The sequence below is a fragment of the Streptomyces sp. NPDC047061 genome (assembly GCF_040643955.1).
GTDB lineage: Bacteria > Actinomycetota > Actinomycetes > Streptomycetales > Streptomycetaceae > Streptomyces.
In genome coordinates this window covers 121,435-146,345 of sequence record NZ_JBEYVI010000026.1, presented here as the reverse complement: position 1 = coordinate 146,345, position 24,911 = coordinate 121,435, and the positions used below count along the sequence as shown (strand labels likewise).

The window sequence follows — 24,911 nt, the reverse complement described above, 5'->3', positions numbered from 1 at the left end:
CTCAGCTCCGGTTGGTGAGGAGGAGGGCGGAGGTCGGGACGCCCTCGCCGGCGGTGACCAGGCAGGTGGCGGCGCCCGGCACCTGGGCGGTACTGGTGCCGCGCAGCTGCTTGACGCCCTCGGTGATGAGGTTGAAGCCGTGGACGTAGGCCTCGCTGAGCCCGCCGCCCCCGGTGTTGAGCGGCAGCCGCCCGCCGATTTCGAGGGCGCCCCCCTCGGTGAACGCCCCGCCCTCCCCGCGGCCGCAGAAGCCGTAGCCCTCCAGGGAGAGGGGGACCAGGGCGGTGAAGGCGTCGTAGATCTGGGCGACGTCGACGTCCTCCGGGGTGAGGTCGGCGTGCTTCCACAGGTGGCGGGCGGCGGTCCAGGCGGGGCCGGTGAGGGGGTCGTCGTTCCAGTAGTTGACCATGCCGTGGTGCTGGGCGGGGAGGCCCTGGGCGGCGGAGTGGACGTAGACGGGGGTCCGCCGGCAGTCCCGGGCGCGCTCGCTGCTCACGACCACACAGGCCAGCGCGCCGTCCGTCTCCAGGCAGTTGTCGAAGAGGCAGAGGGGTTCGCTGATCCACCGGGAGGTCATGTACATCTCGCGGGTGAGGGGCCGTTCGTACATCACCGCCGCCGGGTTCTGGTTGGCCCGGTTGCGGCAGGCGAGGGCGACGTTGAACAGGTGGTCCCGGGTGGCGCCGTACTCGTGCATGTAGCGGCGGGTGAGCATGGCTATCTCGTCGGCGGGCCGGAGGAGGCCGAAGGGGCGGGTCCACTGGGCGGGGGTCGGGAGCTGGACGGCGGTGTTGGTCCACGGCCGGGGCCCGCTGCCCCGCTTCCGCGACCGCCACGCCACCCCCACCGTCGCCTGCCCGCTCGCGATCGCGGCGGCGAGGTGCGCGACGGTGGCACAGGAGCCGCCCCCGCCGTACCCCACCTTGCTGAAGAAGGTCAGGTCACCGAAGCCGACCGCCTTCGCCAGCTCCACCTCGTCCGTCTCCTCCATGGTGAAGGAGGCGAGCGCGTCGACCTCGCCGGGCGCGATGCCGGCGTCGTCGAGGGCGGCGAGGACGGCCCGGCAGGCGAGGGTCTTCTCGTCCTCGTCGAGCCGTTTGGCGAAGGGTGTCTGCCCGATCCCGACGACGGCGGTGGCGTCCTTGATGCCCTTGATCCCCCTGAGACCGGCCATGCACCCGCACCTCCACGGCTGTCGCGGCTTGCTGACAGGGCGTCAGGCTACAGCTAATCTGACGGACAGTCAGCTATGCGTCCGGGGAGGCCGGTTGTGCGCGGTGACATGGAGTGGGGGACCGTTCCGGGGCTGGTGCGGTCGGCGGCGAAGCGGTACGCGGACGTCGAGGCGGTGGTGGACGGCCGGACCCGGATCACGTACGCGGAACTGGGCGCCCGGGTGGAACGGGCGGCGGCGGCGTGCATCGCCTCCGGCGTCGGGACGGGCGACCGGGTCGGCATCTGGGCGCCGAACTCCCTGGACTGGATCGTCGCGGCGCTGGGCGCGGTGTCGGCGGGCGGGGTGCTGGTCCCGCTGAACACCCGCTTCAAGGGGACGGAGGCCGCGGACGTGCTGCGCCGCAGCGGCGCCCGGCTGCTGTTCGTGACGGGCACCTTCCTGGGGACCTCGTACGTGGCCTCGCTGCGGAGGGCGGCGGGGGAGGGGGACGAGACCGCGGCAGCGGAAGCGGCCGGGACCGGGGACGGCCGGGGCCCGCTGCCGGGGCTGCCCTCCCTCCGGGACGTGGTGGTGCTGTCGGACGACGCCCCGGCGGACTTCCGCACCTGGAAGGACTTCCTGGCGGCCGGGGAGGGGGCGGGGGCGGGCGAGGTCGCGGCCCGGGCGGGCGGGCTGGACGGTTCCTGCCTCTCCGACATCGTCTTCACGTCCGGTACGACGGGCCGCCCGAAGGGCGCGATGATCACCCACGCGCAGACCCTCCGCGGGTACGAGATCTGGGCCGACCTGGCGGGCCTGCGCACCGGCGACCGCTACCTGATCGTCAACCCCTTCTTCCACACCTTCGGCTACAAGGCCGGGGTGATCGCGTGCCTGATGCGCGGGGCGACGATGATCCCGCAGCCGGTGTTCAACGTGGGGACGGTCCTCGCGAACGTCGCGTCGGAGCGGGTGTCGGTCCTCCCCGGCCCCCCGACCCTCCACCAGTCCCTCCTCGACCACCCGGCCCGCGACACCCACGACCTCTCCGCCCTGCGCCTGGTGGTGACGGGCGCGGCCGTCGTACCCCTGCTCCTCGTGGAGCGCCTGCGCGGCGAACTCGGCGTCGAGACCGTCCTGACCGCGTACGGCCTCTCGGAGGCGAGCGGGATCGTGACGATGTGCCGCCGGGGCGACGACCCGACGGTGATCGCGGCCACGTCGGGCCGGGCGATCCCCGGCACGGAGGTACGGGTGGACGCGCCGCCCGGCGAACCCGGGGAGGTCCTGGTCCGCGGCTTCAACGTCATGCGCGGCTACTACGAGGACCCGGCGGCGACGGCCGGCACCCTGACGGCGGACGGCTGGCTGCGCACCGGCGACATCGGCGTCCTCGACCCGGCCGGCAACCTCCGCATCACCGACCGCCTGAAGGACATGTTCATCGTCGGCGGCTTCAACGCCTACCCGGCGGAGATAGAGCAACTCCTGGGCCTGCACCCCGCAGTGGCCGACGTGGCCGTGATCGGCGTCCCCGACGGCCGCCTCGGCGAGGTCGGCAAGGCGTTCGTGGTCCGCCGCCCAGGCACGGTCCTGACCGCCGACGACCTGATCGCCTGGTCCCGCCGCGAGATGGCGAACTACAAGGTCCCGCGGGCAGTGGAGTTCGTCCCGGACCTCCCCCGAAACGCCAGCGGCAAGGTCCTGAAGGCCGAGCTCCGGGCGGGTTAGATCGACGATTGGTGGATCTGTTTCGCAGCCGACCCGCACCACCTGCGGTTTTCCTCGCTCCCCCTGAAACAAGTCCGCCGCACCCCGTCAGGGGGTCAGAGGGAGGCCAGGGCGGATTGGATTTGGGTGATCAGGGTTGTCGGGTGGAAGAGGACGGTCTCTGCTGTGAAGCGGAGGAGGGTGCGGACTTCGGGGCAGCGGAGGACCTCGTTGAAGCGGGCTACGTCGCGCCTGTGGGAGGAGCGGGTGCCGTGGTAGGCGTAGCCCTCGATCTCGACCGCCAGGCCCTTCTCCGGGAAGAGGAAGTCGAGGTAGCGGCGGCCCCCGCCGGGCACGCGGAGCTCGACCTGGCTCAGCGGGCGCAGGCCGGCGTCGAGCATGTGCAGGCGGGCGATCGTCTCCGCGGGTGATCCGGAGCGGCGGTCGGCGAGCAGCAGCCACTCCCCGGCCCGGGTCGCTCCGCGGAGCGGGGGTTCGAGTGCGACGGAGAGCGCGGCCGGGGCGGTGAGCGGGGCCCGGCGTGTGCCGTCGACGGTGCGGTGGCCTAGCGCGGACTCGACGGCCACCAGCGCGTCGTTCCGGGGGCCGCTGCGCAGCAGGTCGGCGAGGGTGCGGGGGACGTCGGTGACGCGCAGTCCCGACAGGCTCGCGACCTCGGCTTCGGCGACGGGGATCCGATGGACCCGGACGCCGTCGACGCTCTGCCGGAAGCGGCGTGTGGGGTCGGTGAACTCCAGCGGCGCCTGCGGGACCGCGTCGAGTGTCTCGATCCGCCAGAGCCGGGCCGCCGAGCGATGGCTCACGACCAGCTGGGGGCTGAGGAGCTGAGTGGCCCTCAGCTGTATGGCGTGGTCCGGAGTTCGCCCGGGCTCGGCCCAGGCGCCGTTCCGGATCCGCGTCCACCCCTCCGAGCGCAGCCTCCGGCAGAGCGCGACCCGGTCCCACCCGGCGTCGAGTGCCCGCGAGGTGAGCAGGATGCCGTCGTTCCCGCCGGGTTCCCGTAACGTCCTCAGCTCCATCCGCCCAAGATCGCAGGCTTACGGGACGGCCGCTCTGGGCTGTGGATAACGCTGTGGGGGCGGCCGGGAGTTGACCGGGGTGTGCCTTCAGCTGGACCTGCTCGCGATTCCGAAGGCGGTACCCGAGCTGCGTCGTGTGGCGTGGCGAGCCAGGCCCTTGACGCCGAGTAGCTGTTCCTAAACCCTCATCAGCCGTGCGGGTGCTTTCAGCGGGGCGCCGTGTCCTGGAGTGGGGCACCGTACGTCAAGCAGGAGTGAACGTTTCTGCAGTGATCGCGGCGGGGCGGGCGTGTCGGGAGCGCGTCATCCGCCAAGCGGCGGCGAGTGGCTCAAGTGGGTTCCGCGGGCGCTCCGATGCAGACGGAGGGCCGTGGCCGGGAGCCGTCACCGGTGCCGGGCGCGGTTCGACCCGTCGATCCCCCGTACCCCAGGGAGCCCTTCTTGCGTCTGCTCGTCACGGCTGCGCGCCTGACCACCGCTGCCGTCCTCGCCCTGAGCCCCATGGCGGCCGGCACGGCCTCCGCCTCGGTTCCGGAGCCGTCCCCGGCCCCGCTGCTCAAGATCACACACGCCATTCCGGGCCACTACATCGTCACCCTCGGCAGGTCCCTCGACCCGACCCACTTCGCCCACTCCGCCGGACTGAAGCCGAAGTTCACCTACACCCGCGCGATCAACGGGTTCGCCACGGCCCTCACACCGAGGCAGCTGAGAGCCGTCCGCGCGTCCCGCGGAGTGCGGTCCGTGCAGGAGGACGGCTGGGCCGGCGCTGCGCCGGTGCGCTCCAAGGGGGGCCAGCCGAAGTCGCCGGCCAACTCCTGGGGGCTGGACCGGATCGACCAGCGTGCCCTGCCGCTCGACAACAACTTCAGCGCCCACGGCAGCGGGGAGGGAGTGACCGCGTACATCGTCGACAGCGGCATCGACTTCACCCACCCCGACTTCGGGGGCCGCGCCCGGGCCGGCTTCGACGCGATCGGCGACGGCCGGGGCGCCGCGGACTGCAACGGCCACGGCACCCACGTCGCGGGCACGGTCGGCGGCAGCACCTTCGGAGTGGCGCGGAAGGTGAACCTGGTCAGCGTCCGGGTCCTCAACTGTGAGTCGCGGGGTTCCTGGTCGGGGATCATCGCGGGCTTCGACTGGGTGGCGCGCAACGCGCACCAGCCGGCGGTCCTGAACGCCTCCCTGGGCGGCGACCGGGTGGCCGCGGTCAACGACGCCGCCACCGCCGTGTCCGACCAGGGCGTCCTGCCCGTCATCTCGGCGGGCAACGCCAACATCGACGCCTGCCGCATCTCGCCCGCCTCCGCCACCCGGGTGGTGACGGTCGGTGCGACCAACCGCTTCGACGAGGAGACCGACTTCTCCAACTGGGGCGAGTGCCTCGACATCTACGCCCCCGGCAAGGACATCGTCTCCGCGAAGCTGGGCGGCGGCAGCGTCGCGCTCGACGGCACCTCGATGGCCGCGCCGCACGTCGCCGGGGTCGCCGCCCTCTACAAGGCCGAGCACCCCAACGCGCTCCCGACCGAGGTCGCCGGCTTCCTCTCCGACAAGTCCACGAAGGACGTCATCGAGAACCTCAGCGGCCACGGCCCGAACAGGCTGCTGTTCACCAACGGCCTCTGACCGGCCGGGCGGGCACGCAGGGAGGGGAGAACCCGGACGCACATGACGTCGATCCAGGGCAACGAAGGTTCGAGACACCCGAACGGTTCACGCCACGCATGACCTGAACCTCTTCCTGGACACACCGAGGCCGCGGCGGCTCCCCCTCCGCGCCGCCGCGGCCTTCCCCGTCTCGGTGTGGTCCGGTCAGGCGGTCTCGTCCGTGGCGTGCGAGTTGTCCGGCGTGACCACGGTGTCCTCGGCGTCCGCCTTGAGGATCGTCGCGCTGAGCGGCTCGCTGGTGGCGTGGCTGTTCAGCGTGGTGATCTCGGTGTCCTCGATGGTCGCGGCCTCGGCCTCGGCCGTCGTCGTCTCGTCGCTCATGATTCGCTCCCCTGGATGTTCTTGACGCTGTGGGTGGGAAGGCCCGCCCGGCGACTCCCCCGTAGGGCCGCCGGGCGGACGCTTCCGGGCCGCTACACCTTAAGGCGCGGCCCCTGGCCGAACCGTCTGCCCCCCGACGCGACGGATCGACACCACGAGAGTGCCGGGCGGCGATAAACGAATGATGAACGCCCGCCGGGCGCCGGTGCCCGCTCTCCGGGGGCGCCCGGGCTCAGGCAACGGCACTCGGCCTGAGCAGGGACTTCACCTCTTCGGCCTCGGCGGACCCGAGCCCTTCGAAGATGGTGAGCGCCTCCCGCCAGCACACCTGCGCCCGGCCCGGGTGCCCGATCAGGCTCAGGGCCCGGCCGAGTACCGTCAGCACGTTCCCGCGCCGCCACTCGCCGCCGATCCCGCGCAGCAGGGTGAGGGCCGTCTCGGCGTTGGTCGCGGCCTGCGCGGGCCGCTCCGCCGCGAGGTCGAGTTCGGCGAGCCGGAACAGGGACATCCCCTCCCAGAGCCGCATCCGGCTGTCCCGGAACACCTCCAGGGCCTCCTGGAGCCGCTCGGCGGCCTGGTCGTACTGACCGCCCTGGGTGAGCGCGAGACCCAGCGCGTACCGGCCGTTGGCACCCTTCAGCGCGTGCCCCATGGCGTCGTACATGCCGGTCCCCTGCTGCGCCAGGGAGACCGCGCTCGCGGTCCGCCCCATCGCCAGGTGGATCCGGGAGAGGTTGCAGAGCGCGCTGGCCTCGCCGGGTCCGTCGCCGCAGGCGCGGAAGCTGTCGATGGCGCGGGTGAGGTGGGCCTCGCCGTCCTCCAGCCTGTTGTGGTACAGCGCGATGATGCCCAGCATGTTGGACGCCCAGCAGCCGGGCAGCGGGTCGTCCGCCGCGTCCGCGAGCCGGACCGCCTCGCTCGCCTGCTCGTTGGCGAGTTCGAAGCGGCCGATCAGGTGGTGCCCGTTGGCCAGGGTGACGAGCGCGCGGCCCTCTGTCCGCACGTCGGCCGCGGCGTGCGCCGCGTCCCGCATGGCGGCGGCCGTCGCCTCGTACTCCCGGGAGTTGGCACCGGACTCGGTGAGGTCCACGGCTGCCCACAACAGGTCCACGGCCCGCCTCAGCAGGCCGGGCGCCGTCGACTGCCGGACGCAGGCCAGCAGGGTCATCGCCTCCGCGTAGAGCCAGTCCTGTGCACGGTGGCGGTCCTGGAACGCCAGCCCCGGGTACTCGGTGGTCTCGAGGTGCTCCACCAGCCGGTCCCCCGGCCGCTCGATCGCGTACACCGCCGCCGCCGTCGCCAGGTAGAAGTCCAGGAGTCGCGACATCGCCGCCTCGCGCTCGCCGGGCGGCTGTTCGTCGCGTTCGGCGCAGGCACGCGCGTAGAGCCGTACGAGGTCGTGGAAGCGGTAGCGGCCCGGAGCCGCCGATTCGAGGAGCGAGGTGTCGACGAGGGACTCCAGCAGGTCCTCGGTCGGCTCCACCGGCAGATCGAGTGCGGCCGCGGCGGCGGCCAGCGAGATGTCCGGCCCGTCAGCCAGCCCGAGCAGGCGGAACGCCCGCGCCTGGGCCGGGTCCAGGGCGCCGTAGCCCAGTTCGAAGGTCGCCTTCACCGCGAGGTCGCCGGCCTGGAGTTCGTCCAGGCGCCGGCGCTCGTCCGCGAGCTTCGCCGCCAGCACCGAGACCGTCCAGGTGCGGCGGGCCGCGAGGCGGGACGCGGCGATGCGGATGGCGAGGGGGAGGAAACCGCAGGCCGCCACCACGTCCAGGGCCGCCTCGCGCTCGGCGGCGACCCGCTCAGCGCCGACGATCTTCGTGAACAGCTGCAGGGCCTCGTCCGGGGACATCACGTCCAGGTCCACCAGATGGGCCCCGGCGAGGTCGACCATCCGGACGCGCGAGGTGACCAGCGCCGCGCAGCCCTCGGTGCCCGGCAGCAGCGGACGTACCTGGGCCGCGTCCTTCGCGTTGTCGAGCAGGACGAGGACGCGGCGGCCGTCCAGGACCGAGCGGTACAGGGCCGCCCGGTCCTCCAGCGAGTCGGGGACGGACGAGTCCGGCGTGCCCAGGGCGCGCAGGAAGGAGCCCAGGACCGTTTCCGGTTCCGCCGCCCGGGGGCCCGCGCCCTGGAGGTCCACGTACAACTGGCCGTCGGGGAAGGCCGACCGGGCCTGGTGGGCGACGTGCACGGCGAGGGTCGTCTTGCCGACGCCGCCGATGCCCGCCAGCGCCGACACGGCCATCACCCGGCCCTCGGCCGAGGCCAGCACCTCGCTCAGCTCGGTGACGAAGCCGGCGCGGCCGGTGAAGTCGGGCACGGTGGCCGGGAGTTGGGCGGGACGGACCTGGACGGCGGCGGGCTCCGCCGCCGGGGCCGAGGGCTCCGCCAGGGCCGGGTCGGCCTGCAGGATCCGCTGCTGCAGGTCCCGCAGGCCCGGGCGTGGGTCGACGCCGAGCTCCTCGGCGAGCAGCCGGCGGGTGTCCGCGTACACCGCGAGGGCCTCCGCCTGGCGGCCGCTGCGGTACAGGGCGAGCATGAGGAGTTCACGGAGGCGTTCGCGCAGCGGATGCGCCGCCGTGAGGGCCGTCAGCTCCGACACCGCCTCCGCGTGACAGCCCTGCTCCAGGTCCATGTCGAGCCGGGATTCGAGGAGTTGGAGCCGCAGCTCCTCCAGGCGGACCCGCTGGGTCTCCGCGTACGGCCCCGGCACCCCGGCCAGCGGCTCGCCGTCCCACTGGGCCAGCGCCCGCCCGAGCACCTCCCGCGCCTGGTGCAGGTCGCCGCCGTTCTTCGCCTTCTCCGCCTCCGCCGCCAGGTTCTGCGCCGTCGTCAGGTCCAGGGCGTCCTCGCCGAGGCCGCGCACCGCGTATCCGCCGGACTCGCTCACCAGGACGCCGGGGTCCAGGACCTTCCGCAGCCGGGACGCGTACGTCCGTACCGCCGCCAGCGCCTGCGAGGGCGGCTCCGGGCCCCACAGGGCGTCGATCAGCTCGGCAGCGGTCGCCGTGCGGCCCTCGCGCAGCAACAGGGCCGCGAGCAGGGCGCGTTGCTGGGGGGAGCCGGTGTTGAGCGGCTCCTCGGCCCGCCAGGCGCGCACCGGACCGAGCACACTGAAGCGCAACGCCGCCGCCTCCGCCGGGGAGGGGGCGCGCCGCTGCTCCGGCACCCGTGGTCCACCGTCCATGCCCGTCCCCCTAGACATCCCGCTTCACCCCGTCAGTCTGCCTTGTCCGGGCGGGCTGCGTCAGCCGGGGGAGATACCGATTGCAAGGCGACACGCAATCCTCACCCGCCGGCCTCCGCGAGCAGGACCAGTTCGTGCCGGAACGACTCCGCGAGCAGGTCCGCGTCCTCGGCACCGGAGTTGGTGAACACGCTCAGGGTGTGGCCGCGGGCGCAGCCGCCCAGGGCGAAGGTGACCGTGTCGTCCGGCGGGATCATGGGGACCAGGCTGATCCGGTGCAGCGGGCGGCCCGCCAGGGTGCGGCCGGTCTCGCGCAGGTGGACGTAGGTGCAGGCGGCGGGGGCGTAGGCGGGGGCGAAGAGGCGGCCGCGGGCGAGCGCCTGGGCGGGGCCGGGGAGGGCGGTGGCGGCCGACTCGAGCAGTTTCTCCGCCCTGCCGAGGGGGCGGGTGACGGTCGTGAGGAGTCCGGCACAGGCCCGGAGCCGGGCGGTGGGGTCGGGCAGGGTGACGGGAGCGGGCAGCCGGACGTTGCAGAACGCGTTGCCGAGGAAGTCGCCGCGGTCGGCGGGGCGTTGGTCCACCGGGACCGACAGCCACACCGGTCCGGCGGCCTCGGCGCCCTGGGTGAGGTCGACGGGGCCGGCGGTCAGCAGGCAGGAGCGCAGCACGCCCGAGACGGCCGCCAGGAACACGGTGTTGGTGGTCGCCCCGGGGGGCCGCCGCGCGGCCCGCACCAGCTCCGGGGGCAGGTCCAGGACCGCGTACGCCGTCCGCCGCTCGCCCTTCCCGGGCAGCGGCACCGCCAGGCCGGCGGCCAGCAGGCCCGGTTGGCCGCCGGCCGCGGGGGCCCGGCGCAGCCCGCCCGGACCGGCCGCCGCGGCGCCGGCGTCCACCGGGCCGCAGCCGTCCAGGAGGGCGCGCAGCAGGGTGGTCAGCGACCGGCCGTCGAGCAGGCTGTGGTGCATACGGAAGAGGAGGGTGAACCCGGCTGCCGAGGGGTCGTGGAGGAGATGGAGGTTCCAGGGCGGTTCGCCGCCGGGGAACGGGCGGTGGAACCAGTCCCGTACGGCGTCCCGGAGCGTCGCCGTGCCCGTGTCGCGGACCTGCCCGGCGGGGTCGTGGCCGGCGGCCGGCGTCTCCCAGCGGTGCCGGCGCGACCATCCGGACAGCGGCCGCCGCTCGTCCCGTACCAACTGCCCGGCCAGCCGCGGCAGCCCGGCCCACCGTTCCCGCACCAGCGTGTGCAGTTCGGCGAGTTGGGGAGGCGGCCCGGTGAAGTCCAGCGCGATCCCGGCGTTGGGCGGGCCGAACGGCCAGCGGGCCATCCCCTCCTCCATGAAGGGCAGATGCGGTCCGGGCATGAGGCGGCTCCTGTCGTGGCGGACGGCGGTCCCTGCGCCGCTCGTGGCGGACGGCGGTCCCTACGCCGCCCAACGCCAGCCCACGACCCCCGGTCACGCCCGCCACGGCCTGCGCCCGGCAGCCGCCCACGCCCACGCCCCCGCCCCCGCCCCCGGTCACGTCAGCCCACCGTCTGCGTCCGCGCAACCCCCGCCCACGCCCCCGGTCACGCCCGTCCGCCCGCCCCACACCCCCTGCTCCCACCCCCACCCGGTCAACCCGGCGCCCCGTAAGTCACCACGAAGGGGTTGTTTCCCGCCCGTTGCCAGTCGCGTGAGGCGGGGCGGCGTCGTTGTACCGATGCCCGTCTCCCCACACCCACGGTCCCCGCCAACCGACGGGCGCCCCGACGCCGCTCAGGAACAGGAAACGCTCATCGTGCCTGGCACCAGCTCCGCCGCCCCCTCCTCCGCGCCTCCGCACCGCCGTGCGCGGCCGGCGCACATCGCCCTGGTGAACCTGCCGATGCAGGGGCATGTGAACCCGACCCTGGGAGTGGTGGAGGAGCTGGTGCGCCGGGGCCACCGGGTCACGTACGCCATCACCGAGGACTTCACGCACGCGGTGAAGGCGGCCGGTGCCGAGCCCGTCGTCTACCCGGTGGCGAGCGACGGCTCGGACGCGCCCGAGCGCCTCGCGGAGGGCTTCGCCCGCGCCGTCCACGCCTCGCTCGGCTCCCTCCCCGCGCTGACCAGGGCGTACGAACACGACCGCCCCGACCTGGTCATGTACGACGTCTACGGCTTCGCGGGCCTGCTGCTCGGCGCCCGCTGGGGCGTGCCGACGGTCCTGTGCTCACCCACGCACATGGCCTACGACGGCCTGTTCCCCGAGTTCTTCGACGGCGCCGGCGGCCTCGCCGAACTCCCCGGGTACGACGCCCTGGCCGCCGCCTTCACCGAGCACGGCCTCGACCCCGCCCGCATCCACGAGGTCGAGCGGCCCGGGCAGGCGATCGCCTTCCTGCCCCGCGCCTTCCAGCGCCGGGCCGACACGGTCGCCGCCGGCCGTGTCGCCTACGTCGGCCCCGCCCTCGGCGACCGCTCCTACCAGGGCTCCTGGCAGCCACCCCGCCCCGATGTGCCGGTGCTGCTGGTCTCCCTGGGCTCCCAGTTCACCCGGCGCCCGGAGTTCTACCGGGCGTGCGTCGAGGCCTTCGGCGACCTCCCGCTGCACGTGGTGATGGCCGTCGGCCCGGACGTCACCCCGGAGGTGCTCGGCCCGCTGCCGGCCCACTTCGAGGTGCACGCGCACGTGCCGCAGCTGGCCGTGCTCGCGCACGCGTCCGTCTTCGTCACCCACGCCGGGATGGGCGGCACGATGGAGGCGGTCGAGCACGGGGTGCCGATGGTGGCGATCCCGCAGATGGCGGAGCAGCGCGTCAACGCCGGCCGGATCGAGGAGCTCGGGCTGGGCGTGCACCTGCCGCGCGAGCAGGTCACCGCGCGGGCGCTGCGGGAGGCCGTGCTGCGGGTGGCCGAGGACCCGGCGGTGCGCGCCGGGATCACCGCCCTGCGCACGGAGCTCGGACGGTCGGGCGGCGCACCGGCCGCCGCGGACCTCGTCGAGGACGCCCTCGCCGCCGACCTCGTGGAGGACGCTCCCGGAGCCGACCTCGTGGAGGACGCCCCCCGAGCCGACCTCGTCGAGGACGCCCCCGGAGCGCTGGGAGCGGGCCGGTGAGCCACGCGACCCTGAGGGCCCTGGCCGCCCCGACGGCCCCGGCCCAGGCGGCCCCCGCCGTGGCGCCGTCGCACCACCACCGCCCGCACCTCTACAGCCGCCCGGTCCGGATGAGCGACCTGGACCCGATGAACCACGTGAACAACGTCCGGCTCCTGGAGATGATCCAGGACGCCCACGTGGACTTCTTCTACCTCCAGCACGGCCACCCCGGGCAGCCCGGCCAGGCCGTGAGCGTCCGGGTCATCTACGCCCGCCACGAACTCGACTACACCGAGGCCCTCGACCTCCGCCCGGAACCGGCGGTCATCAGCACCACCGTGGGTACCGTCCGCCGCTCCTCCTTCGAGCTGACCAGCCGGATCACCCGCGGCGACCGGGTGTTCTGCACCTGCGTGAGCACCTGCGTCGCCTACGACCCGGTCGCCCGGCGCACCCGCAGGCTGGAGGACGACGAGCTGGCCGTGCTGGCGAGGCACGCGGCCTGCGACTGCCGCCCGTCCGCCTGACGAACCGTCACTCCGAGAGCTGACGGTTCGTCAGATCGGCGCTACCGTGAGCGCCATGGACACCCAGGACGGCACCTTCCCGCTGATCATCTCCGTCGACGACCACACCGTGGAGCCGCCGGACGTCTGGCAGTCCCGCCTCCCGAAGAAGTACCTGGACACCGGGCCCCGCATAGTCCGGGCCCCGCTGAGGGAGATGAGCTTCCTCGGCGGCCGCTTCAAGCCGGTCATGGGCAGGCCGGGCGAGGACGGCCCCATAGGCGACTGGTGGATCTACGAGGACCTGCACCGCCCCCTCACCCGCCTCGACACCGCCGTCGGCTACTCCCGCGACGAGATCAAGCTCGAAGTGATCACGTACGAGCAGATGCGGGCGGGGTCGTACGACGTGCCGCAGCGGCTCGCCGACATGGACGTCAACCACGTCCAGTCCGCGCTCTGCTTCCCGACCTTCCCGCGCTTCTGCGGGCAGACCTTCACCGAGGCCAAGGACCGCGAACTCGCCCTGCTCTGCGTGCAGGCGTACAACGACTGGATGGTCGAGGAGTGGTGCGGCCCGCTGGCGCGGGGCCGTCAGATCCCCCTCGCCCTCATCCCGCTCTGGGACGCCGGACTGGCCGCCGCCGAGGTCCGCCGCAACGCCGCCCGCGGGGTCCGCGCCGTCGCCTTCTCCGAGATACCCCCGCACCTCGGGCTCCCCTCCGTCCACACCGACGACTGGGACCCCTTCCTCGCCGCCTGCGACGAGACCGGCACGGTCGTCGCCATGCACATCGGCTCCAGCAGCCGGATGCCCTCCACCTCGGCCGACGCCCCGCCCGCGGTCGGCTCCACCATCACCTTCGCCAACTGCTGCTTCTCGATGGTCGACTGGCTGATGAGCGGCAAGTTCGAGCGCTTTCCCCACCTCAAGGTGATGTACGCGGAGGGCCAGATCGGCTGGATCCCCTACATCCTGGAACGCGCCGACGTCGTCTGGGAGGAGAACCGCGCCTGGGGCGGGGTCGCCGACAAGGTCACCCGCCCGCCCTCCGAGCTCTTCGCCGAGCACGTCTACGGCTGCTTCTTCGACGACGCCTTCGGCCTGCGCAACCTCGACGCGATCGGCGTCGGCAACGTCCTCTACGAGACCGACTACCCGCACTCCGACTCCACCTGGCCGAAGTCCCGGGAGGTCGGCGAGTCCCAGATGGGCCACCTGGCCCCGGACGCGGTGGAGCGGATCGTCCGTGGCAACGCGATCGACCTGCTGGGGCTGACGGCGGACGGACTGTGGGCGGGGCCGGGCACGGCCTCGTGAGGACCGTGCCCGGCCCCGCACCGCACCGCACGGGGAGGGCCCGGCCGTGACCGTCCCGCACCCGGGTGCGCGACCGCGGGCGCGGGACGGTCAGGTTCTGCCTGCCGGCGTCAGCCGAAGAACACCGAGGAGATCTTGTTGTCGAAGCCGATCGACGCCAGGTCGGCGATGTCGCCCTGGACCACCTTGGACTCGCCCTTGCAGTCCTTCTCCGACCAGATCTTCAGGGCTCCGGACGCCCGGAGGGAGGAGGCGGCGTCGTCGCGGGCCACGTTCTGGCAGCCGGAGCCGGCCAGGCCCTCGGAGGGGTCGCCGAAGTTCGTCTCGTCGGAGAGGACGACGCTGCTCGCGGCGGCCGAACCGGTCCCGGTGCCCCCGGTCCCCCCGGTGCCTCCCTGGTTCTGGTCCTGGGCGCCCGCCTTCTTGCCGTCCGGCGTCACGCCGAACCAGGTGCCGCCCACGCCCTGCCCGTTGGTGTCACCGGGCTTGAGGTCCTTGCTGAAGCGGTAGACCGGCCAGCCGCCGATCGTCACCTGGAGGTTGCCGTCGGCACGCTTGACCACGCCGACGGCGGACTTCTTCACGCCGTCGATGAAGATCTTGCCGCCGGGGGCGACGACGACGGGCGGCCAGGTGGTCGCGCATGCGTCGTTGCAGTTGGACCTGGACGGGTTCGGGGTGTCCTTGTCGAAGCGGTAGAGGGTGAAGCCCGCACCGTTGACGACGACCGGGTTCAGGTTGCCCGCCTTGGCCGCGCTCAGCTGCACCCACTTCTTGGCGGCCGGGGTCACCGCCGGCTTGCCGGCGGCGGGGGCCCAGTCCCCCGTCTTCGGGGTGGCGTTGTGCTGCTTCGCGGTGCCGCTGCCGAAGTGCAGGCTCTGCAGCGCGGCGCCGACGCCGTTCCCGGCCGCCGAGGCGGCGTCGGCGGCCTGGTCGGTGCCGTTGCAGGCGGTCAGCAGCAGGGACGCGGCGACTGCGCCGGCGGCCAGTGCGGCGATGCGGTTGCGGATCATTTCGGTCTCCCCGTGTCCGATGCGACCCGGAACTCCCGGGTCGTCACCGGCCAGTACGAGGCCCGGTCGGGCCGCCCTCACCCGGTGACGCGCCTGAGACACGACCACGACGACTCCGGGTCAATCAGTCAGAGAGGCGGACATTCTTCACCGGACGATCAACGCCCGCGACTCTTGTCTGACGGGGCGTCAGGCAAGACGATGGCTCCGGCAGAGCTGATGTGACGGTCCATCAGATTGCATGAGCCGCAGGAGGGCGTGTGTCCATCCAGGGCCTGCCGGACGGGCGTCCGGCGTACGGGATACAACTCCCCGTCCAGTCCCAGTCCACCATCTACGCCGAGGGCTGGGAGGCCGGGGCCGGGGTCGAGGACCTCGTCGTGATCGCCCGGGCCGTCGAGGCCGCGGGCTTCGTGTACCTCGCCGTCTGCGACCACGTGGCGATCCCGCACCGGCTCGCCGAGGCCATGAGCACGGTCTGGTACGACCCGGTCGCCACCCTCGCCCATCTGGCCGCCGTGACCGAGCGGGTACGGCTGCTCAGCCATGTCGCCGTCGTGGGCCTCAGGCACCCCCTGCTCTCCGCCAAGCAGTACGCGACCCTCGACCACCTCTCCGGGGGCCGCCTGATCCTCGGCGTCGGCGCCGGGCACGTACGGGAGGAGTTCGAGGTGCTCGGGGTGGACTTCGGGCAGCGGGGGGCGGTGCTCGACGAGGCGATCGACGCGTTGCGCGCCGCGCTCGGGCCGGACGAGTTCCCCACCCACCACGGCAAGTTCTACGACTTCGAGGGGCTCGGGCAGCGGCCCCGGCCCGCGCAGGAGCGGGTGCCGGTATGGGTCGGCGGGTCGTCGCCGGCCGCGGTGCGGCGGGCCGCGCTCAAGGGCGACGGCTGGCTCCCGCAGGGCGACCCGAGGGACCGGCTCCCGGCGCAGATCGCCCGGCTGCGGCGCTTGCGCGAGGAGGCGGGCATCGAGGAGCCGATCGCCGTCGGCGCGATCGCCGAACCGCTGTACGTCGGCACCCCGGACTGGGCGGTCGGCCGCCGCACCCTCAGCGGTGCCCCCGAGGCCCTCGCCGAGTCGCTGCGGGCCTACGGCGAGATGGGCGTGCACCAGATCCAGGTGCGGTTCCGCAGCCGGAGCCGGGCCGAACTCATCGACCAGATCGAGGCGTTCGGGGCGGATGTCGCGCCCCTTCTCACCTGAGGGAGGCAGTGGCATGGGCAAGCTGGACGGGCGGGTCGTCATCGTCACCGGTGCGGCGCGCGGACAGGGCGAGCAGGAGGCGCGGCTCTTCGTCGCGGAGGGTGCGCGAGTCGTCGTCGCCGATGTGCTGGACGACCAGGGCGAGGCCCTCGCCAAGGAGATCGGGGCGGCCTACGTCCACCTGGACGTGGGCGTGGAGGCGGAGTGGCAGGCCGCCGTCGCCGCCGCGAAGAGGGCGTACGGCCGTCTCGACGGGCTGGTGAACAACGCGGGCATCCTGCGCTTCAACGCGCTCGTGGACACGCCTCTGGACGAGTTCATGCAGGTCGTGCAGGTCAACCAGGTGGGCTGCTTCCTGGGCATGAAGACGGTCGCGCCCGAGCTGGACGACGGCGGGACCATCGTCAACACGGCCTCCTACACCGCGCTGACCGGGATGGCGGCGGTCGGCACCTACGCCGCCACCAAGCACGCGGTGCTCGGGCTCACCCGGGTCGCCGCGCTGGAGCTCGCCGACCGGCGGATCCGCGTCAACGCGATCTGCCCCGGCGCCATCGACACCGCGATGTCCAACCCGGCGCGCCTCGACCCCGCCGCCGACCCGGCGGAGATGAGCCGGGCGCTGGACGAGCTGTACCGCAAGCTCGTGCCGCTGGGCCGGATCGGGCGGGCCGAGGAGGTGGCCAGGCTGGCGCTCTTCCTGACCTCGGACGACTCCTCGTACATCACCGGGCAGCCGTTCGTGATCGACGGGGGCTGGCTGGCCGGGGTCAGCGTCATCTGACGGGCATCTCACGAATATCTGACGGACCGTCATCCCTTGACGTTTCTGACGCAACGTCAGAAAGTCGTAGCACTCATAAGAACCACAGGGACCACCTGGACTTGGGACGGTGAACCGCCTTGGAATTCGGGCTCTTTGTACAGGGATACGTGGGCAAGCGAGCCGAGACCGACCCGCTGGCCGAGCACAAGGCACTGATGGAGGAGACCGAGTACGTCATCCAGGCGGACCAGTCCGGCTTCAAGTACGCCTGGGCCTCCGAGCACCACTTCCTCGACGAGTACTCGCACCTGTCCGCCAACGACGTGTACCTGGGCTACCTCGCCCACGCCACCGAGCGGATCCACCTCGGCTCCGGGATCTTCAACCCGCTCGCCCAGGTCAACCACCCCGTGAAGGTCGCCGAGAAGGTCGCCATGCTCGACCATCTCACCGGCAACCGCTTCGAGTTCGGCAGCGGGCGCGGCGCCGGCTCCCACGAGATCCTCGGATTCATCCCCGGTGTGACCGACATGAACTACACCAAGGAGATCTGGGAGGAGACCATCGCCGAGTTCCCCAAGATGTGGCTCCAGGACGAGTACGTCGGCTTCCAGGGCAAGCACTGGCAGCTGCCGCCGCGGAAGGTGCTGCCGAAGCCGTACGGCAAGTCGCACCCCGCGATGTGGTACGCGGCCGGGTCGCCGCCGTCGTACGCCATGGCCGCGAGAAAGGGGCTCGGCGTGCTGGGGTTCAGCATCCAGAAGGTCTCCGACATGGAGTGGGTGCTCGAGCAGTACAAGACGGCGATCGTGAACGCCGAGCCGGTCGGGGACTTCGTCAACGACAACGTCATGGTGACGACGACGGCGATCTGCGCGCCGACCCACGACGAGGCGATCCGGATCGCGGCCTCCGGCGGGCTGCACTACCTGCCGTCCCTGGTGTTCCGCTACCACGACACCTTCCCGCGGCCCGAGGGCTTCCCGGTGTGGCCGGAGACGCTGCCGGAGTACACGCCCGAGTTCGTGGAGCTGCTGGTCGAGGAGGAGCTGCTGATCTGCGGCGACCCGGACGAGGTGCTGCGGCAGTGCAAGCGGTGGGAGCAGGCGGGGGCGGACCAGCTGAGCTTCGGGCTGCCGGTGGGGGTGCCGAAGGAGGAGACGTTGCAGACGATCCGGTTGATCGGGGAGCACGTGATTCCGAAGATCGACACGGATCCTGTGCATCGGACGACCCGATTCAGGGGTGCCGCGTAATCGCCGTTGCGGGGTGCGGGTGCGTTGTGGCTGGTCGCGCAGTTCCCCGCGCCCCTGAGTCTCTCCACTGAGCCGGAGTTCGAGGAGGCAGGGTTCGTGTTCGATCACGTCATCAAAGGGGCGACGGTTGTTGACGGGACCGGTGCGCCCGCATTCGTCGCCGACGTCGGTATCCGCGACGGCCGGATCGCCGTCGTCGGGACCGTCACCGAGGCATCCCGTACCAGCGAGGACGCCGCCGGGCTGGTCCTCGCGCCCGGGTTCGTCGATCCGCACACGCACTACGACGCCCAGCTCTTCTGGGACCCGTATGCGACACCTTCCCTCAACCACGGGGTGACCACGGTCGCCGCCGGGAACTGCGGTTTCACGCTGGCCCCGCTGAATCCCGCCCGGCCCGCCGACGCCGACTACACCCGTCGGATGATGTCCAAGGTCGAGGGCATGTCGCTGGTCGCGCTGGAGGAGGGGGCGCCCTGGAGCTGGAGCGGTTTCGGGGAGTACCTGGACGCTCTCGAAGGGCGGATCGCCGTCAACGCCGGGTTCATGGTGGGGCACTGTGCGCTGCGCCGGTACGTGATGGGGGCGGACGCGGTCGGCGGGCAGCCCAGTGCGGAGCAACTGGCCGAGATCGTACGGCTGTTGCACGAGGCGATGGACGCCGGGGCGTGGGGGTTCTCCACCACGCAGTCCAGTACCCACTCCGACGGGGACGGGCAGCCGGTGGCCTCGCGGCACGCGCTCCCCGCCGAGCTGCTGGCCCTGTCGAAGGCCGTCGGGGAGCACGAGGGGACGCAGATCGAGGCGATCGTCGCCGGCTGCCTCGACCAGTTCAGCGACGCCGAGATCGAGCTGTTCGCCGAGATGAGCGCGGTGGCCGGACGGCCCCTGAACTGGAACGTGCTGACGGTCGACGCCGCCGTGCCGGAGCGGGTGCCGCGGCAGCTCCAGGCCAGCGAGCGGGCCCGGAAGGCGGGCGGCAGGGTGGTCGCGCTGACCATGCCGATCCTCACGCCCATGAACATGTCGCTCGGCACCTTCTGCGCGCTGAACCTCATCCCCGGGTGGGGTCCGATCCTCGGGCTGCCGGTTCCGGAGCGGATCGAGAAGCTGCGCGACGCGGACGTACGGGCCGAGATGATGGACCGCGCGAACAGCAAGGAGGCCGGGGTCTTCCGGCGGCTCGCCGACTTCGGGCGGTACGTCGTCGGGGACACGTACAGCGAGGCGAACGCCGGGCTGTCGGGCCGGGTGGTACGTGACATAGCACAGGAGCGCGGCCTGGACCCCTTCCACGCCCTGGTCGAGATCTGCGCCGCCGACGACCTCCGTACCGTCCTGTGGCCCATGCCCACCGACAACGACCCCGCCTCCTGGGCGCTGCGCGCCGAGGTCTGGCAGCACGAGGACGTGATGCTGGGCGGGTCGGACGCGGGGGCGCACCTGGACCGGATGTGCGGGGCGCCGTACACCACCCGCTTCCTCGGGGACTGTCTGCGCGGCCGGAAGCTGCTCGGGCTCGAACAGGCCGTGAAGATGCTGACCGACGATCCCGCCCGGCTCTTCGGGCTGCGGGAGCGGGGGCGGATCGCGGAGGGCTGGCATGCGGACCTCGTGCTCTTCGACCCGGAGCGGATCGCCGCCGGCCAGGCCACCCTGGTGCACGACCTGCCGGGAGACAGTCCGCGCCTGGACTCGAAGGCGATCGGGGTGCGGGCGGTCTGGGTCAACGGCGTCGAGGCGATCCGGGACGACGTGGTGAGCGGTGCCGTACCGGGGAAGGTGCTGCGGTCCGGGCGGGACACCAGGACGGTGAGCACCCGGTGAGTGCGGGGGCGGACGGGCAGCGGCTGTTCGTCGGGGGGCGGTGGACGGACCCCGACGACGGGCACTACGAGGTCGTCGACCCGGCGACCGAGGAGACCGTGGGCTGGGCGCCGGAGGCCTCCCGGGAGCAGGTGCTGGCCGCCTGCGCGGCCGCCCGGGAGGCCTTCGGGGCCTGGTCGCGGACGCCGGCGGGGGAGCGGGCGGCGGTGCTCGGGCGGGCCGCCGACATCATCCGCGGGCAGTTGGGCGCGTACGCGGACCTCGCCCGCGCCGAGACGGGCGCGACCACCGGCACCGCCCGGGCGATGCAGGTGGGGGTGGCCGCGGCCCGGTTCCGGCGGTACGCGACCGTCGAACCGGCCGAGTGGGCGATCCCGCCGCAGATCAACGAGGCCGGGCCGATGGGGAAGGCGGGCGTGATGGGCGCGCTGGCCGTGCGCCAGCCGGTCGGGGTGGTCAGCTGCATCACCTCGTACAACAACCCGTGGGCCAACCCGGCGGGCAAGGTCGCGCCGGCGCTGGCGATGGGCAACACGGTGGTCGTGAAGCCCGCCCCGCAGGATCCGCTGTCCGTGTACCGGATGGTGGAGGCGCTGGAGGCGGCGGGCGCCCCGCCGGGCGTGGTGAACGTCGTCTCCGGGCGGGACGTCGGGGTCGGCGAGGCCGTCGTGGCCTCCCCGGACGTCGACATGGTGAGCTTCACCGGCTCCACCGCCGTCGGGCAGCGCATCGCCGAGGTGTGCGGGCGGGACATGAAACGGCAGTTGATGGAGCTGGGCGGGAAAGGCGCGGCGGTCGTCTTCGACGACGCGGACGTCGGTTCGGCGGTGGCGGGGATCGGCACCACCTTCTCCTTCTACAGCGGGCAGATCTGTACGGCGCCCACCCGGGTGCTGGTGCAACGGGGCCTGTACGAGCGGCTGGTGGACGGACTGGCCGGGTACGCGGGCCGGTTGACGGTGGGCGACCCGGCCGCGCCGGACACGGTGGTCGGGCCGGTGATCAGCGCGGAGCACCGGGCGCGCGTCGAGTCGTACGTCGAACTCGGCAGGAAGGAGGGCGCGACGGTGGTGGCCGGCGGCGAACGCCCGCCGCTGGAGCGGGGCTTCTACGTCTCCCCGACCCTGCTCGCCGACTGCACGAACGACATGCGCGCGGCCCGTGAGGAGATCTTCGGCCCGGTCGTCTCCGTCGTCCCCTTCGACGACGAGGAGGAGGGCATCGCCCTCGCCAACGACTCCGACTACGGCCTCATCGACTACGTCTGGTCCGGCGACGTGGCCCGCGCCTTCCGGGTGGCCCGGCGGCTGCGGGCGGGCGGCGTCGGGATCAACACCGTCGGCCGGAACATGGAGGCGCCGTTCGGCGGGTTCAAGAAGAGCGGGGTCGGCCGGGACGTGGGCTCCTACGCCCTGCACGCATACAGCGAGGTGCAGGCGATCGTCTGGCCCGGGTGAGGCACCCAACTGCCGTGCCCTGCATGCCCCTTGGGGCAGACATGGGACAGACATGGGGCAATCGGCCCCATGGGCGGTGGCGGATCCGTAGCGTCCGGGGACGGGGCGTGCGGCCGGTTTCCGATTCCCGGCCCTCCCTTCCCCGAACCTGTACGGAAAAAGCTCGGAGAGCACTCAATGACGCACACCAAGAAGCGCACCAAGAGAATCGTCCTCACCGCCGTCGCCTTCGCCGCCGGGACCGTCGGCACCCTGCTGGCCACGTCCGTCGGCAACGCCGCGGTCCCGGAGGCCGCCACCCAGGTCCCGGCCGTCAAGGCTCCCGCCGCGCTCGCGGTGCCCGACGGCAACACGCTGTCCGGGGTCTTCACCGGGCGGGGCACGCAGACCTACGCCTGCACCGACGGCGCCTGGAAGCTGCTGGAGCCCGCCGCCGTCCTCACCGACAAGAGGGACCGCCCGGTCGCCCTGCACTCCCGCGGCCCCGTGTGGGTGTCCACGGTGGACGGCAGCGCGGTCAACGCCTCGGCGGTCGCCACGTCCCCCAAGGACGGCACCATCCCCGAACTGCTCCTGAAGGCCACGGCCACCCGCGGCACCGGGGTGTTCGGGGACGTCACCTACATCCAGCGCCTCAACACGACCGGCGGCGTGGCCCCCGCCGGCACCTGCACCGGCACCGACCAGGTGGGCGTGCGGTACACGGCCACGTACGCCTTCTACAAGGCGGCGTGACCCCCCTCAGTCCGTGAGGTCGACCCGGATCGTCAGCAGCTGCGTCCCCAGCGCCTTCACGGCCATGCTGTTGCCCTTGGGCAGGGTGCGCAGCCGGGCGACCGGGTCGTCGTCGGGCAGCAGGCGGGCGGTGCCGTGGTGCCACCGCCCGCCGATCCGCACCCGCACCCGCGGGTCGGCCTGGATGTTCCGCACGTACTGGGACTTCGTCCCGAACTCCGACACCAGCCAGAAACTCTCCCCGACCCGCCGCCCGCCGAGCGGCGTCCGCCGCGGCTGCCCGGAGACCCGCCCGGTGGTCTCCAGCAGGGTCTGGAAGGGCATCAGGCGGGTCAGGGGGTTGGCGAGGTACCGCTGGAAGGCGGTGGTGGCACGGAATCTGCGCTCCGACATGGTTCCTCGGTCTCCCGTTCTGCCGTACTGCGGTGACGGCGATGCCCTTCAATGTCTCTCACGCTTCTCCGACGAGAGACGGTGGGCCCGTGCGGATTGTGACCTGGAACCTGTGGTGGCGCTTCGGGCCCTGGGCCGAACGGCAGAAGGCGATCCTCGCCGTGCTGCGCGAGCTGCGGCCGGACGTGGTCGGCCTCCAGGAGGTGTGGGCCACGGACGGCGAGAACCTCGCCGAGTGGATCGCCGGTGAACTCGGCCTGCACTGGGCCTGGGCCGCCTCCCCGGCCTCCGAGCGCTGGCAGCGGCGGATCGGGGAGCCGGGCACCGAGATCGGCAACGCGGTGCTCAGCCGCTGGCCGGTGGTGGAGACCGAGGTGCTGCGCCTGCCGGTGCCACCGGAACTCGACGACGGCCGCCTCGCGCTCTACGCCCGCCTCGCGGCCCCCGCCCACCCCGTCCCCTTCTTCACCGTCCACCTGACCTCCCAACTGCACCTGTCGGCCGTACGCGTCCAACAGGTCGCCGCCCTGGCCGAGTTCGTCGCCGCCCACCGCGCGGGCACCGGCTTCCCGCCCGTCGTCACCAGTGACTTCAACGCCTGGCCGGACTCCGACGAGATCCGCCGCTTCTGCGGGACCCGCACCGCGCCCCTGGTCCCCGGCCAGGTCTTCTTCGACGCCTGGGAGTACGCCGACCCGGCCGGCCCCGACGGCATCGGCACCGTGCTGGCCGTACGCCGCGCCGGGGCCGGCCCGGTCGACGGCGTGTGGCCGTCGGACCACGCGGCGGTCGTGGCGGACCTGGCGGCCGGGGGAGCCGCGGGGTCACCGTCCGGCGGGTGACTTCAGCAGGTCGAGAAGGGAGCCGAAGGCCTCGGGCTCCGTCAGTTCCCCGACGGCAGCCCGTTTCCCGTCCGCCTGTCAGGCGAGGTGTTCCACCGGGGCCGGCCAAAGGCCCCGTTCAGAGAGGTGAAGCACGAGGGCCGCGATGTTCCAGGCGTCGTCCTCGCCCCGGTGATGCCGGCCTTCGAGCCGCCGTCCGGCGATCTCCAGGGCCTGTGCCATGCCGGGGCGCTTGCGCAGGCTGTACGCCTCGGTGAAGACGGCCTTGGCGTTGGTGTGACGGCGGCCGAAAGGGTAGGGCGTCCGCGTGGCCTGACACTGCCGGGTGAACTGGTGGCGGTCGTAGTCACCCCAGCTGACCCAGGGCCGGGCGCCGGCGCGGTGCTCGGCCGCCAGCAGCCGGCACGCTTCGGCGAAGGTGACCCCCTGGTCGACCTCCGACTGAGTGAGGCCGGTCAGCTCCGTGCAGAACCCGCTGACCGTGGACCGGGCGGGCCGCACCAGGATCCGGTGCCGGGCGAGGCGCTCGCCGGCCGCCGGGTCGACGACGGTCAGCCCGATCTCGATGATCTCGCTGACCTCGCCGGGCGGCGGGGAACCGGTCCAGCAGGTCGCCTCGACGTCCACGACGTTGACGAGCCCCTGGGCCCAGGCGCTGTTCATGACGGGAAGCGTAGGGAGGCGCGGCGGCCGAGGCACGCGAGTTTCGGCCCGGATGGGACGATGCGCCGGTGAACCACTTCTCGTACTCCCGCATCGGCCCTGGCCGTGACCGGCAGCGTCACCCGGAGCCCAGGCCGGCCGAGCCCGGTGAGTGGCCGAAGCTGGAGGCCGCGCTCGCTGTGGTCAACCGCGACCTGGCGGCGACCTTGCCGGAGCAGGACGCGCTGATACTGATGGCCGACCCGCCGCGGCAGCCTCTGGCACCGGGCGAAAGCGACAGAGGCCAGGTCTACGTGGCGATGCCCGACGGCCGTTGGCACGGCAACCAGGTGAACGCGTACGACCCCGAGGAGGGCGACCCGCCGGAGCCGGACGACGCGGAGACGGTCCTGGCCGTGGTCGCGGACGCGGCGCAGTCGACCGTCATGGAGCTGCTCTGGCAGGTCTGGCCGGTCTGCTGGGAGCACAAGACCGGAATGCACCCTCGTCTCCCGGGAACCGCCGCCGACCGGTACCCGAGTGCGACGGACGCGGCCGGCCCGCCGGTCTGGTGGTGCCGGGGCGGCCGCGAGGGCAACGGCCACGACGTCGCCCTCGTCGGCGAGCTGGCCGCCACCCTGCCGGGAAAACAGCGTCGCGCACTGCGGCGCAGCGAGCGCAGGCGAGACGGCCGCCGGTAGCCAGGGGGCCCGCTGACGGGAATTGCCGGAGCACCGGGAGCGGCTCGTCACGGTGCAAGCTAAGCGCGCAGACATCGCATTGGCGTCGTCCTC

General features: G+C 72.9%; 20 protein-coding genes and 1 pseudogene. 13 read left to right on the top strand and 8 right to left on the bottom strand.

The window, feature by feature from the left end:
- Nucleotide 1: 1 nt before the first annotated feature.
- A complete protein-coding gene (locus tag ABZ887_RS31685; protein WP_361296687.1) occupies nucleotides 2-1,174 on the bottom strand; it encodes a lipid-transfer protein in 1,173 nt (390 codons plus the stop codon).
- Nucleotides 1,175-1,282: 108 nt separating this feature from the next.
- Here ABZ887_RS31685 and ABZ887_RS31680 point away from each other — a divergent pair, with 108 nt between their 5' ends.
- Nucleotides 1,283-2,887 (top strand): FadD3 family acyl-CoA ligase, encoded by a 1,605-nt coding sequence (locus ABZ887_RS31680; protein ID WP_361296750.1) that lies wholly within the window; start codon nucleotides 1,283-1,285, stop codon nucleotides 2,885-2,887.
- 95 nt (nucleotides 2,888-2,982) lie between these two features.
- On the opposite strand, the gene ABZ887_RS31675 is transcribed toward ABZ887_RS31680, so the two are convergent.
- Nucleotides 2,983-3,906, bottom strand: a complete 924-nt coding sequence (locus ABZ887_RS31675) for a hypothetical protein (RefSeq protein ID WP_361296684.1) — start codon at nucleotides 3,904-3,906, stop codon at nucleotides 2,983-2,985.
- Between the two features lie 441 nt (nucleotides 3,907-4,347).
- Between ABZ887_RS31675 and ABZ887_RS31670 the strand changes: the two genes are divergently transcribed.
- A complete protein-coding gene (locus ABZ887_RS31670) occupies nucleotides 4,348-5,538 on the top strand; it encodes a S8 family serine peptidase (protein WP_361296681.1) in 1,191 nt (396 codons plus the stop codon).
- A 186-nt stretch (nucleotides 5,539-5,724) separates the two neighbouring features.
- Here ABZ887_RS31670 and ABZ887_RS31665 read toward each other — a convergent pair whose 3' ends face one another.
- The 3 genes from ABZ887_RS31665 to ABZ887_RS31655 all read right to left on the bottom strand — a co-directional run bounded on the left by ABZ887_RS31665 (nucleotide 5,725) and on the right by ABZ887_RS31655 (nucleotide 10,446).
- On the bottom strand, nucleotides 5,725-5,901 hold the full coding sequence (locus ABZ887_RS31665; RefSeq protein ID WP_361296678.1) for a hypothetical protein: 177 nt from the start codon (nucleotides 5,899-5,901) through the stop codon (nucleotides 5,725-5,727).
- Nucleotides 5,902-6,133: 232 nt separating this feature from the next.
- Nucleotides 6,134-9,085 (bottom strand): BTAD domain-containing putative transcriptional regulator, encoded by a 2,952-nt coding sequence (locus ABZ887_RS31660; RefSeq protein WP_361296675.1) that lies wholly within the window; start codon nucleotides 9,083-9,085, stop codon nucleotides 6,134-6,136.
- Nucleotides 9,086-9,186: 101 nt separating this feature from the next.
- Entirely contained in the window at nucleotides 9,187-10,446 is a 1,260-nt protein-coding gene (locus ABZ887_RS31655; protein WP_361296672.1) for a hypothetical protein, read from the bottom strand.
- Between the two features lie 418 nt (nucleotides 10,447-10,864).
- Between ABZ887_RS31655 and ABZ887_RS31650 the strand changes: the two are divergent.
- The 3 genes and pseudogenes from ABZ887_RS31650 to ABZ887_RS31640 form a co-directional block, all read left to right on the top strand.
- Nucleotides 10,865-12,067, top strand: a pseudogene (locus tag ABZ887_RS31650) (macrolide family glycosyltransferase); the annotation flags it as partial.
- 98 nt (nucleotides 12,068-12,165) lie between these two features.
- Nucleotides 12,166-12,678, top strand: a complete 513-nt coding sequence (locus ABZ887_RS31645; protein ID WP_361296669.1) for a thioesterase family protein — start codon at nucleotides 12,166-12,168, stop codon at nucleotides 12,676-12,678.
- Between the two features lie 55 nt (nucleotides 12,679-12,733).
- Nucleotides 12,734-13,978: an amidohydrolase family protein gene (locus tag ABZ887_RS31640; RefSeq protein WP_361296666.1), complete on the top strand. Its 1,245-nt coding sequence runs from the start codon at nucleotides 12,734-12,736 to the stop codon at nucleotides 13,976-13,978.
- 110 nt (nucleotides 13,979-14,088) lie between these two features.
- Here the strand turns inward: ABZ887_RS31640 and ABZ887_RS31635 are convergent, their stop codons facing one another.
- A complete protein-coding gene (locus tag ABZ887_RS31635; protein ID WP_361296663.1) occupies nucleotides 14,089-14,991 on the bottom strand; it encodes a hypothetical protein in 903 nt (300 codons plus the stop codon).
- Nucleotides 14,992-15,257: 266 nt separating this feature from the next.
- Here ABZ887_RS31635 and ABZ887_RS31630 point away from each other — a divergent pair, with 266 nt between their 5' ends.
- The 6 genes from ABZ887_RS31630 to ABZ887_RS31605 all read left to right on the top strand — a co-directional run bounded on the left by ABZ887_RS31630 (nucleotide 15,258) and on the right by ABZ887_RS31605 (nucleotide 22,240).
- Complete coding sequence (locus ABZ887_RS31630) at nucleotides 15,258-16,199, top strand: LLM class F420-dependent oxidoreductase (RefSeq protein ID WP_361296747.1); 942 nt, start codon at nucleotides 15,258-15,260, stop codon at nucleotides 16,197-16,199.
- Between the two features lie 13 nt (nucleotides 16,200-16,212).
- The gene (locus ABZ887_RS31625; RefSeq protein WP_361296660.1) at nucleotides 16,213-16,983 is read left to right on the top strand and encodes a glucose 1-dehydrogenase; all 771 of its coding nucleotides are present in this window, start codon (nucleotides 16,213-16,215) and stop codon (nucleotides 16,981-16,983) included.
- A gap of 119 nt (nucleotides 16,984-17,102) precedes the next feature.
- A complete protein-coding gene (locus ABZ887_RS31620; protein ID WP_361296657.1) occupies nucleotides 17,103-18,221 on the top strand; it encodes an LLM class flavin-dependent oxidoreductase in 1,119 nt (372 codons plus the stop codon).
- A 96-nt stretch (nucleotides 18,222-18,317) separates the two neighbouring features.
- Nucleotides 18,318-20,048, top strand: coding sequence for a D-aminoacylase (locus ABZ887_RS31615; protein ID WP_361296654.1), 1,731 nt, complete (start codon nucleotides 18,318-18,320; stop codon nucleotides 20,046-20,048).
- Complete coding sequence (locus tag ABZ887_RS31610) at nucleotides 20,045-21,505, top strand: aldehyde dehydrogenase family protein (protein WP_361296651.1); 1,461 nt, start codon at nucleotides 20,045-20,047, stop codon at nucleotides 21,503-21,505. Before ABZ887_RS31615 ends, ABZ887_RS31610 begins: the two co-directional genes overlap by 4 nt.
- A gap of 177 nt (nucleotides 21,506-21,682) precedes the next feature.
- Nucleotides 21,683-22,240, top strand: coding sequence for a DUF3455 domain-containing protein (locus ABZ887_RS31605; protein WP_361296648.1), 558 nt, complete (start codon nucleotides 21,683-21,685; stop codon nucleotides 22,238-22,240).
- 6 nt (nucleotides 22,241-22,246) lie between these two features.
- Here ABZ887_RS31605 and ABZ887_RS31600 read toward each other — a convergent pair whose 3' ends face one another.
- A complete protein-coding gene (locus ABZ887_RS31600; protein WP_361296645.1) occupies nucleotides 22,247-22,633 on the bottom strand; it encodes a nitroreductase/quinone reductase family protein in 387 nt (128 codons plus the stop codon).
- An 89-nt stretch (nucleotides 22,634-22,722) separates the two neighbouring features.
- Between ABZ887_RS31600 and ABZ887_RS31595 the strand changes: the two genes are divergently transcribed.
- Entirely contained in the window at nucleotides 22,723-23,475 is a 753-nt protein-coding gene (locus tag ABZ887_RS31595) for an endonuclease/exonuclease/phosphatase family protein (RefSeq protein ID WP_361296642.1), read from the top strand.
- A gap of 78 nt (nucleotides 23,476-23,553) precedes the next feature.
- Here the strand turns inward: ABZ887_RS31595 and ABZ887_RS31590 are convergent, their stop codons facing one another.
- Entirely contained in the window at nucleotides 23,554-24,138 is a 585-nt protein-coding gene (locus tag ABZ887_RS31590; RefSeq protein ID WP_361296639.1) for a 3'-5' exonuclease, read from the bottom strand.
- Nucleotides 24,139-24,206: 68 nt separating this feature from the next.
- On the opposite strand from ABZ887_RS31590, the gene ABZ887_RS31585 reads away from it, so the two are divergent.
- The gene (locus ABZ887_RS31585; RefSeq protein WP_361296636.1) at nucleotides 24,207-24,818 is read left to right on the top strand and encodes a hypothetical protein; all 612 of its coding nucleotides are present in this window, start codon (nucleotides 24,207-24,209) and stop codon (nucleotides 24,816-24,818) included.
- Nucleotides 24,819-24,911 lie beyond the last annotated feature (93 nt).

Bases quoted from the DNA above. Each gene is read 5' to 3' on its own strand.
- ABZ887_RS31655 (WP_361296672.1), bottom strand. From the start codon at position 10,446: ATGCCCGGACCGCATCTGCCCTTCATGGAGGAGGGGATGGCCCGCTGG.
- ABZ887_RS31605 (WP_361296648.1), top strand. From the start codon at position 21,683: ATGACGCACACCAAGAAGCGCACCAAGAGAATCGTCCTCACCGCCGTC.
- ABZ887_RS31635 (WP_361296663.1), bottom strand. From the start codon at position 14,991: ATGATCCGCAACCGCATCGCCGCACTGGCCGCCGGCGCAGTCGCCGCG.
- ABZ887_RS31590 (WP_361296639.1), bottom strand. From the start codon at position 24,138: ATGAACAGCGCCTGGGCCCAGGGGCTCGTCAACGTCGTGGACGTCGAG.
- ABZ887_RS31625 (WP_361296660.1), top strand. From the start codon at position 16,213: ATGGGCAAGCTGGACGGGCGGGTCGTCATCGTCACCGGTGCGGCGCGC.
- ABZ887_RS31660 (WP_361296675.1), bottom strand. From the start codon at position 9,085: ATGGACGGTGGACCACGGGTGCCGGAGCAGCGGCGCGCCCCCTCCCCG.
- ABZ887_RS31640 (WP_361296666.1), top strand. From the start codon at position 12,734: ATGGACACCCAGGACGGCACCTTCCCGCTGATCATCTCCGTCGACGAC.
- ABZ887_RS31685 (WP_361296687.1), bottom strand. From the start codon at position 1,174: ATGGCCGGTCTCAGGGGGATCAAGGGCATCAAGGACGCCACCGCCGTC.
- ABZ887_RS31680 (WP_361296750.1), top strand. From the start codon at position 1,283: ATGGAGTGGGGGACCGTTCCGGGGCTGGTGCGGTCGGCGGCGAAGCGG.
- ABZ887_RS31675 (WP_361296684.1), bottom strand. From the start codon at position 3,906: ATGGAGCTGAGGACGTTACGGGAACCCGGCGGGAACGACGGCATCCTG.
- ABZ887_RS31665 (WP_361296678.1), bottom strand. From the start codon at position 5,901: ATGAGCGACGAGACGACGACGGCCGAGGCCGAGGCCGCGACCATCGAG.
- ABZ887_RS31600 (WP_361296645.1), bottom strand. From the start codon at position 22,633: ATGTCGGAGCGCAGATTCCGTGCCACCACCGCCTTCCAGCGGTACCTC.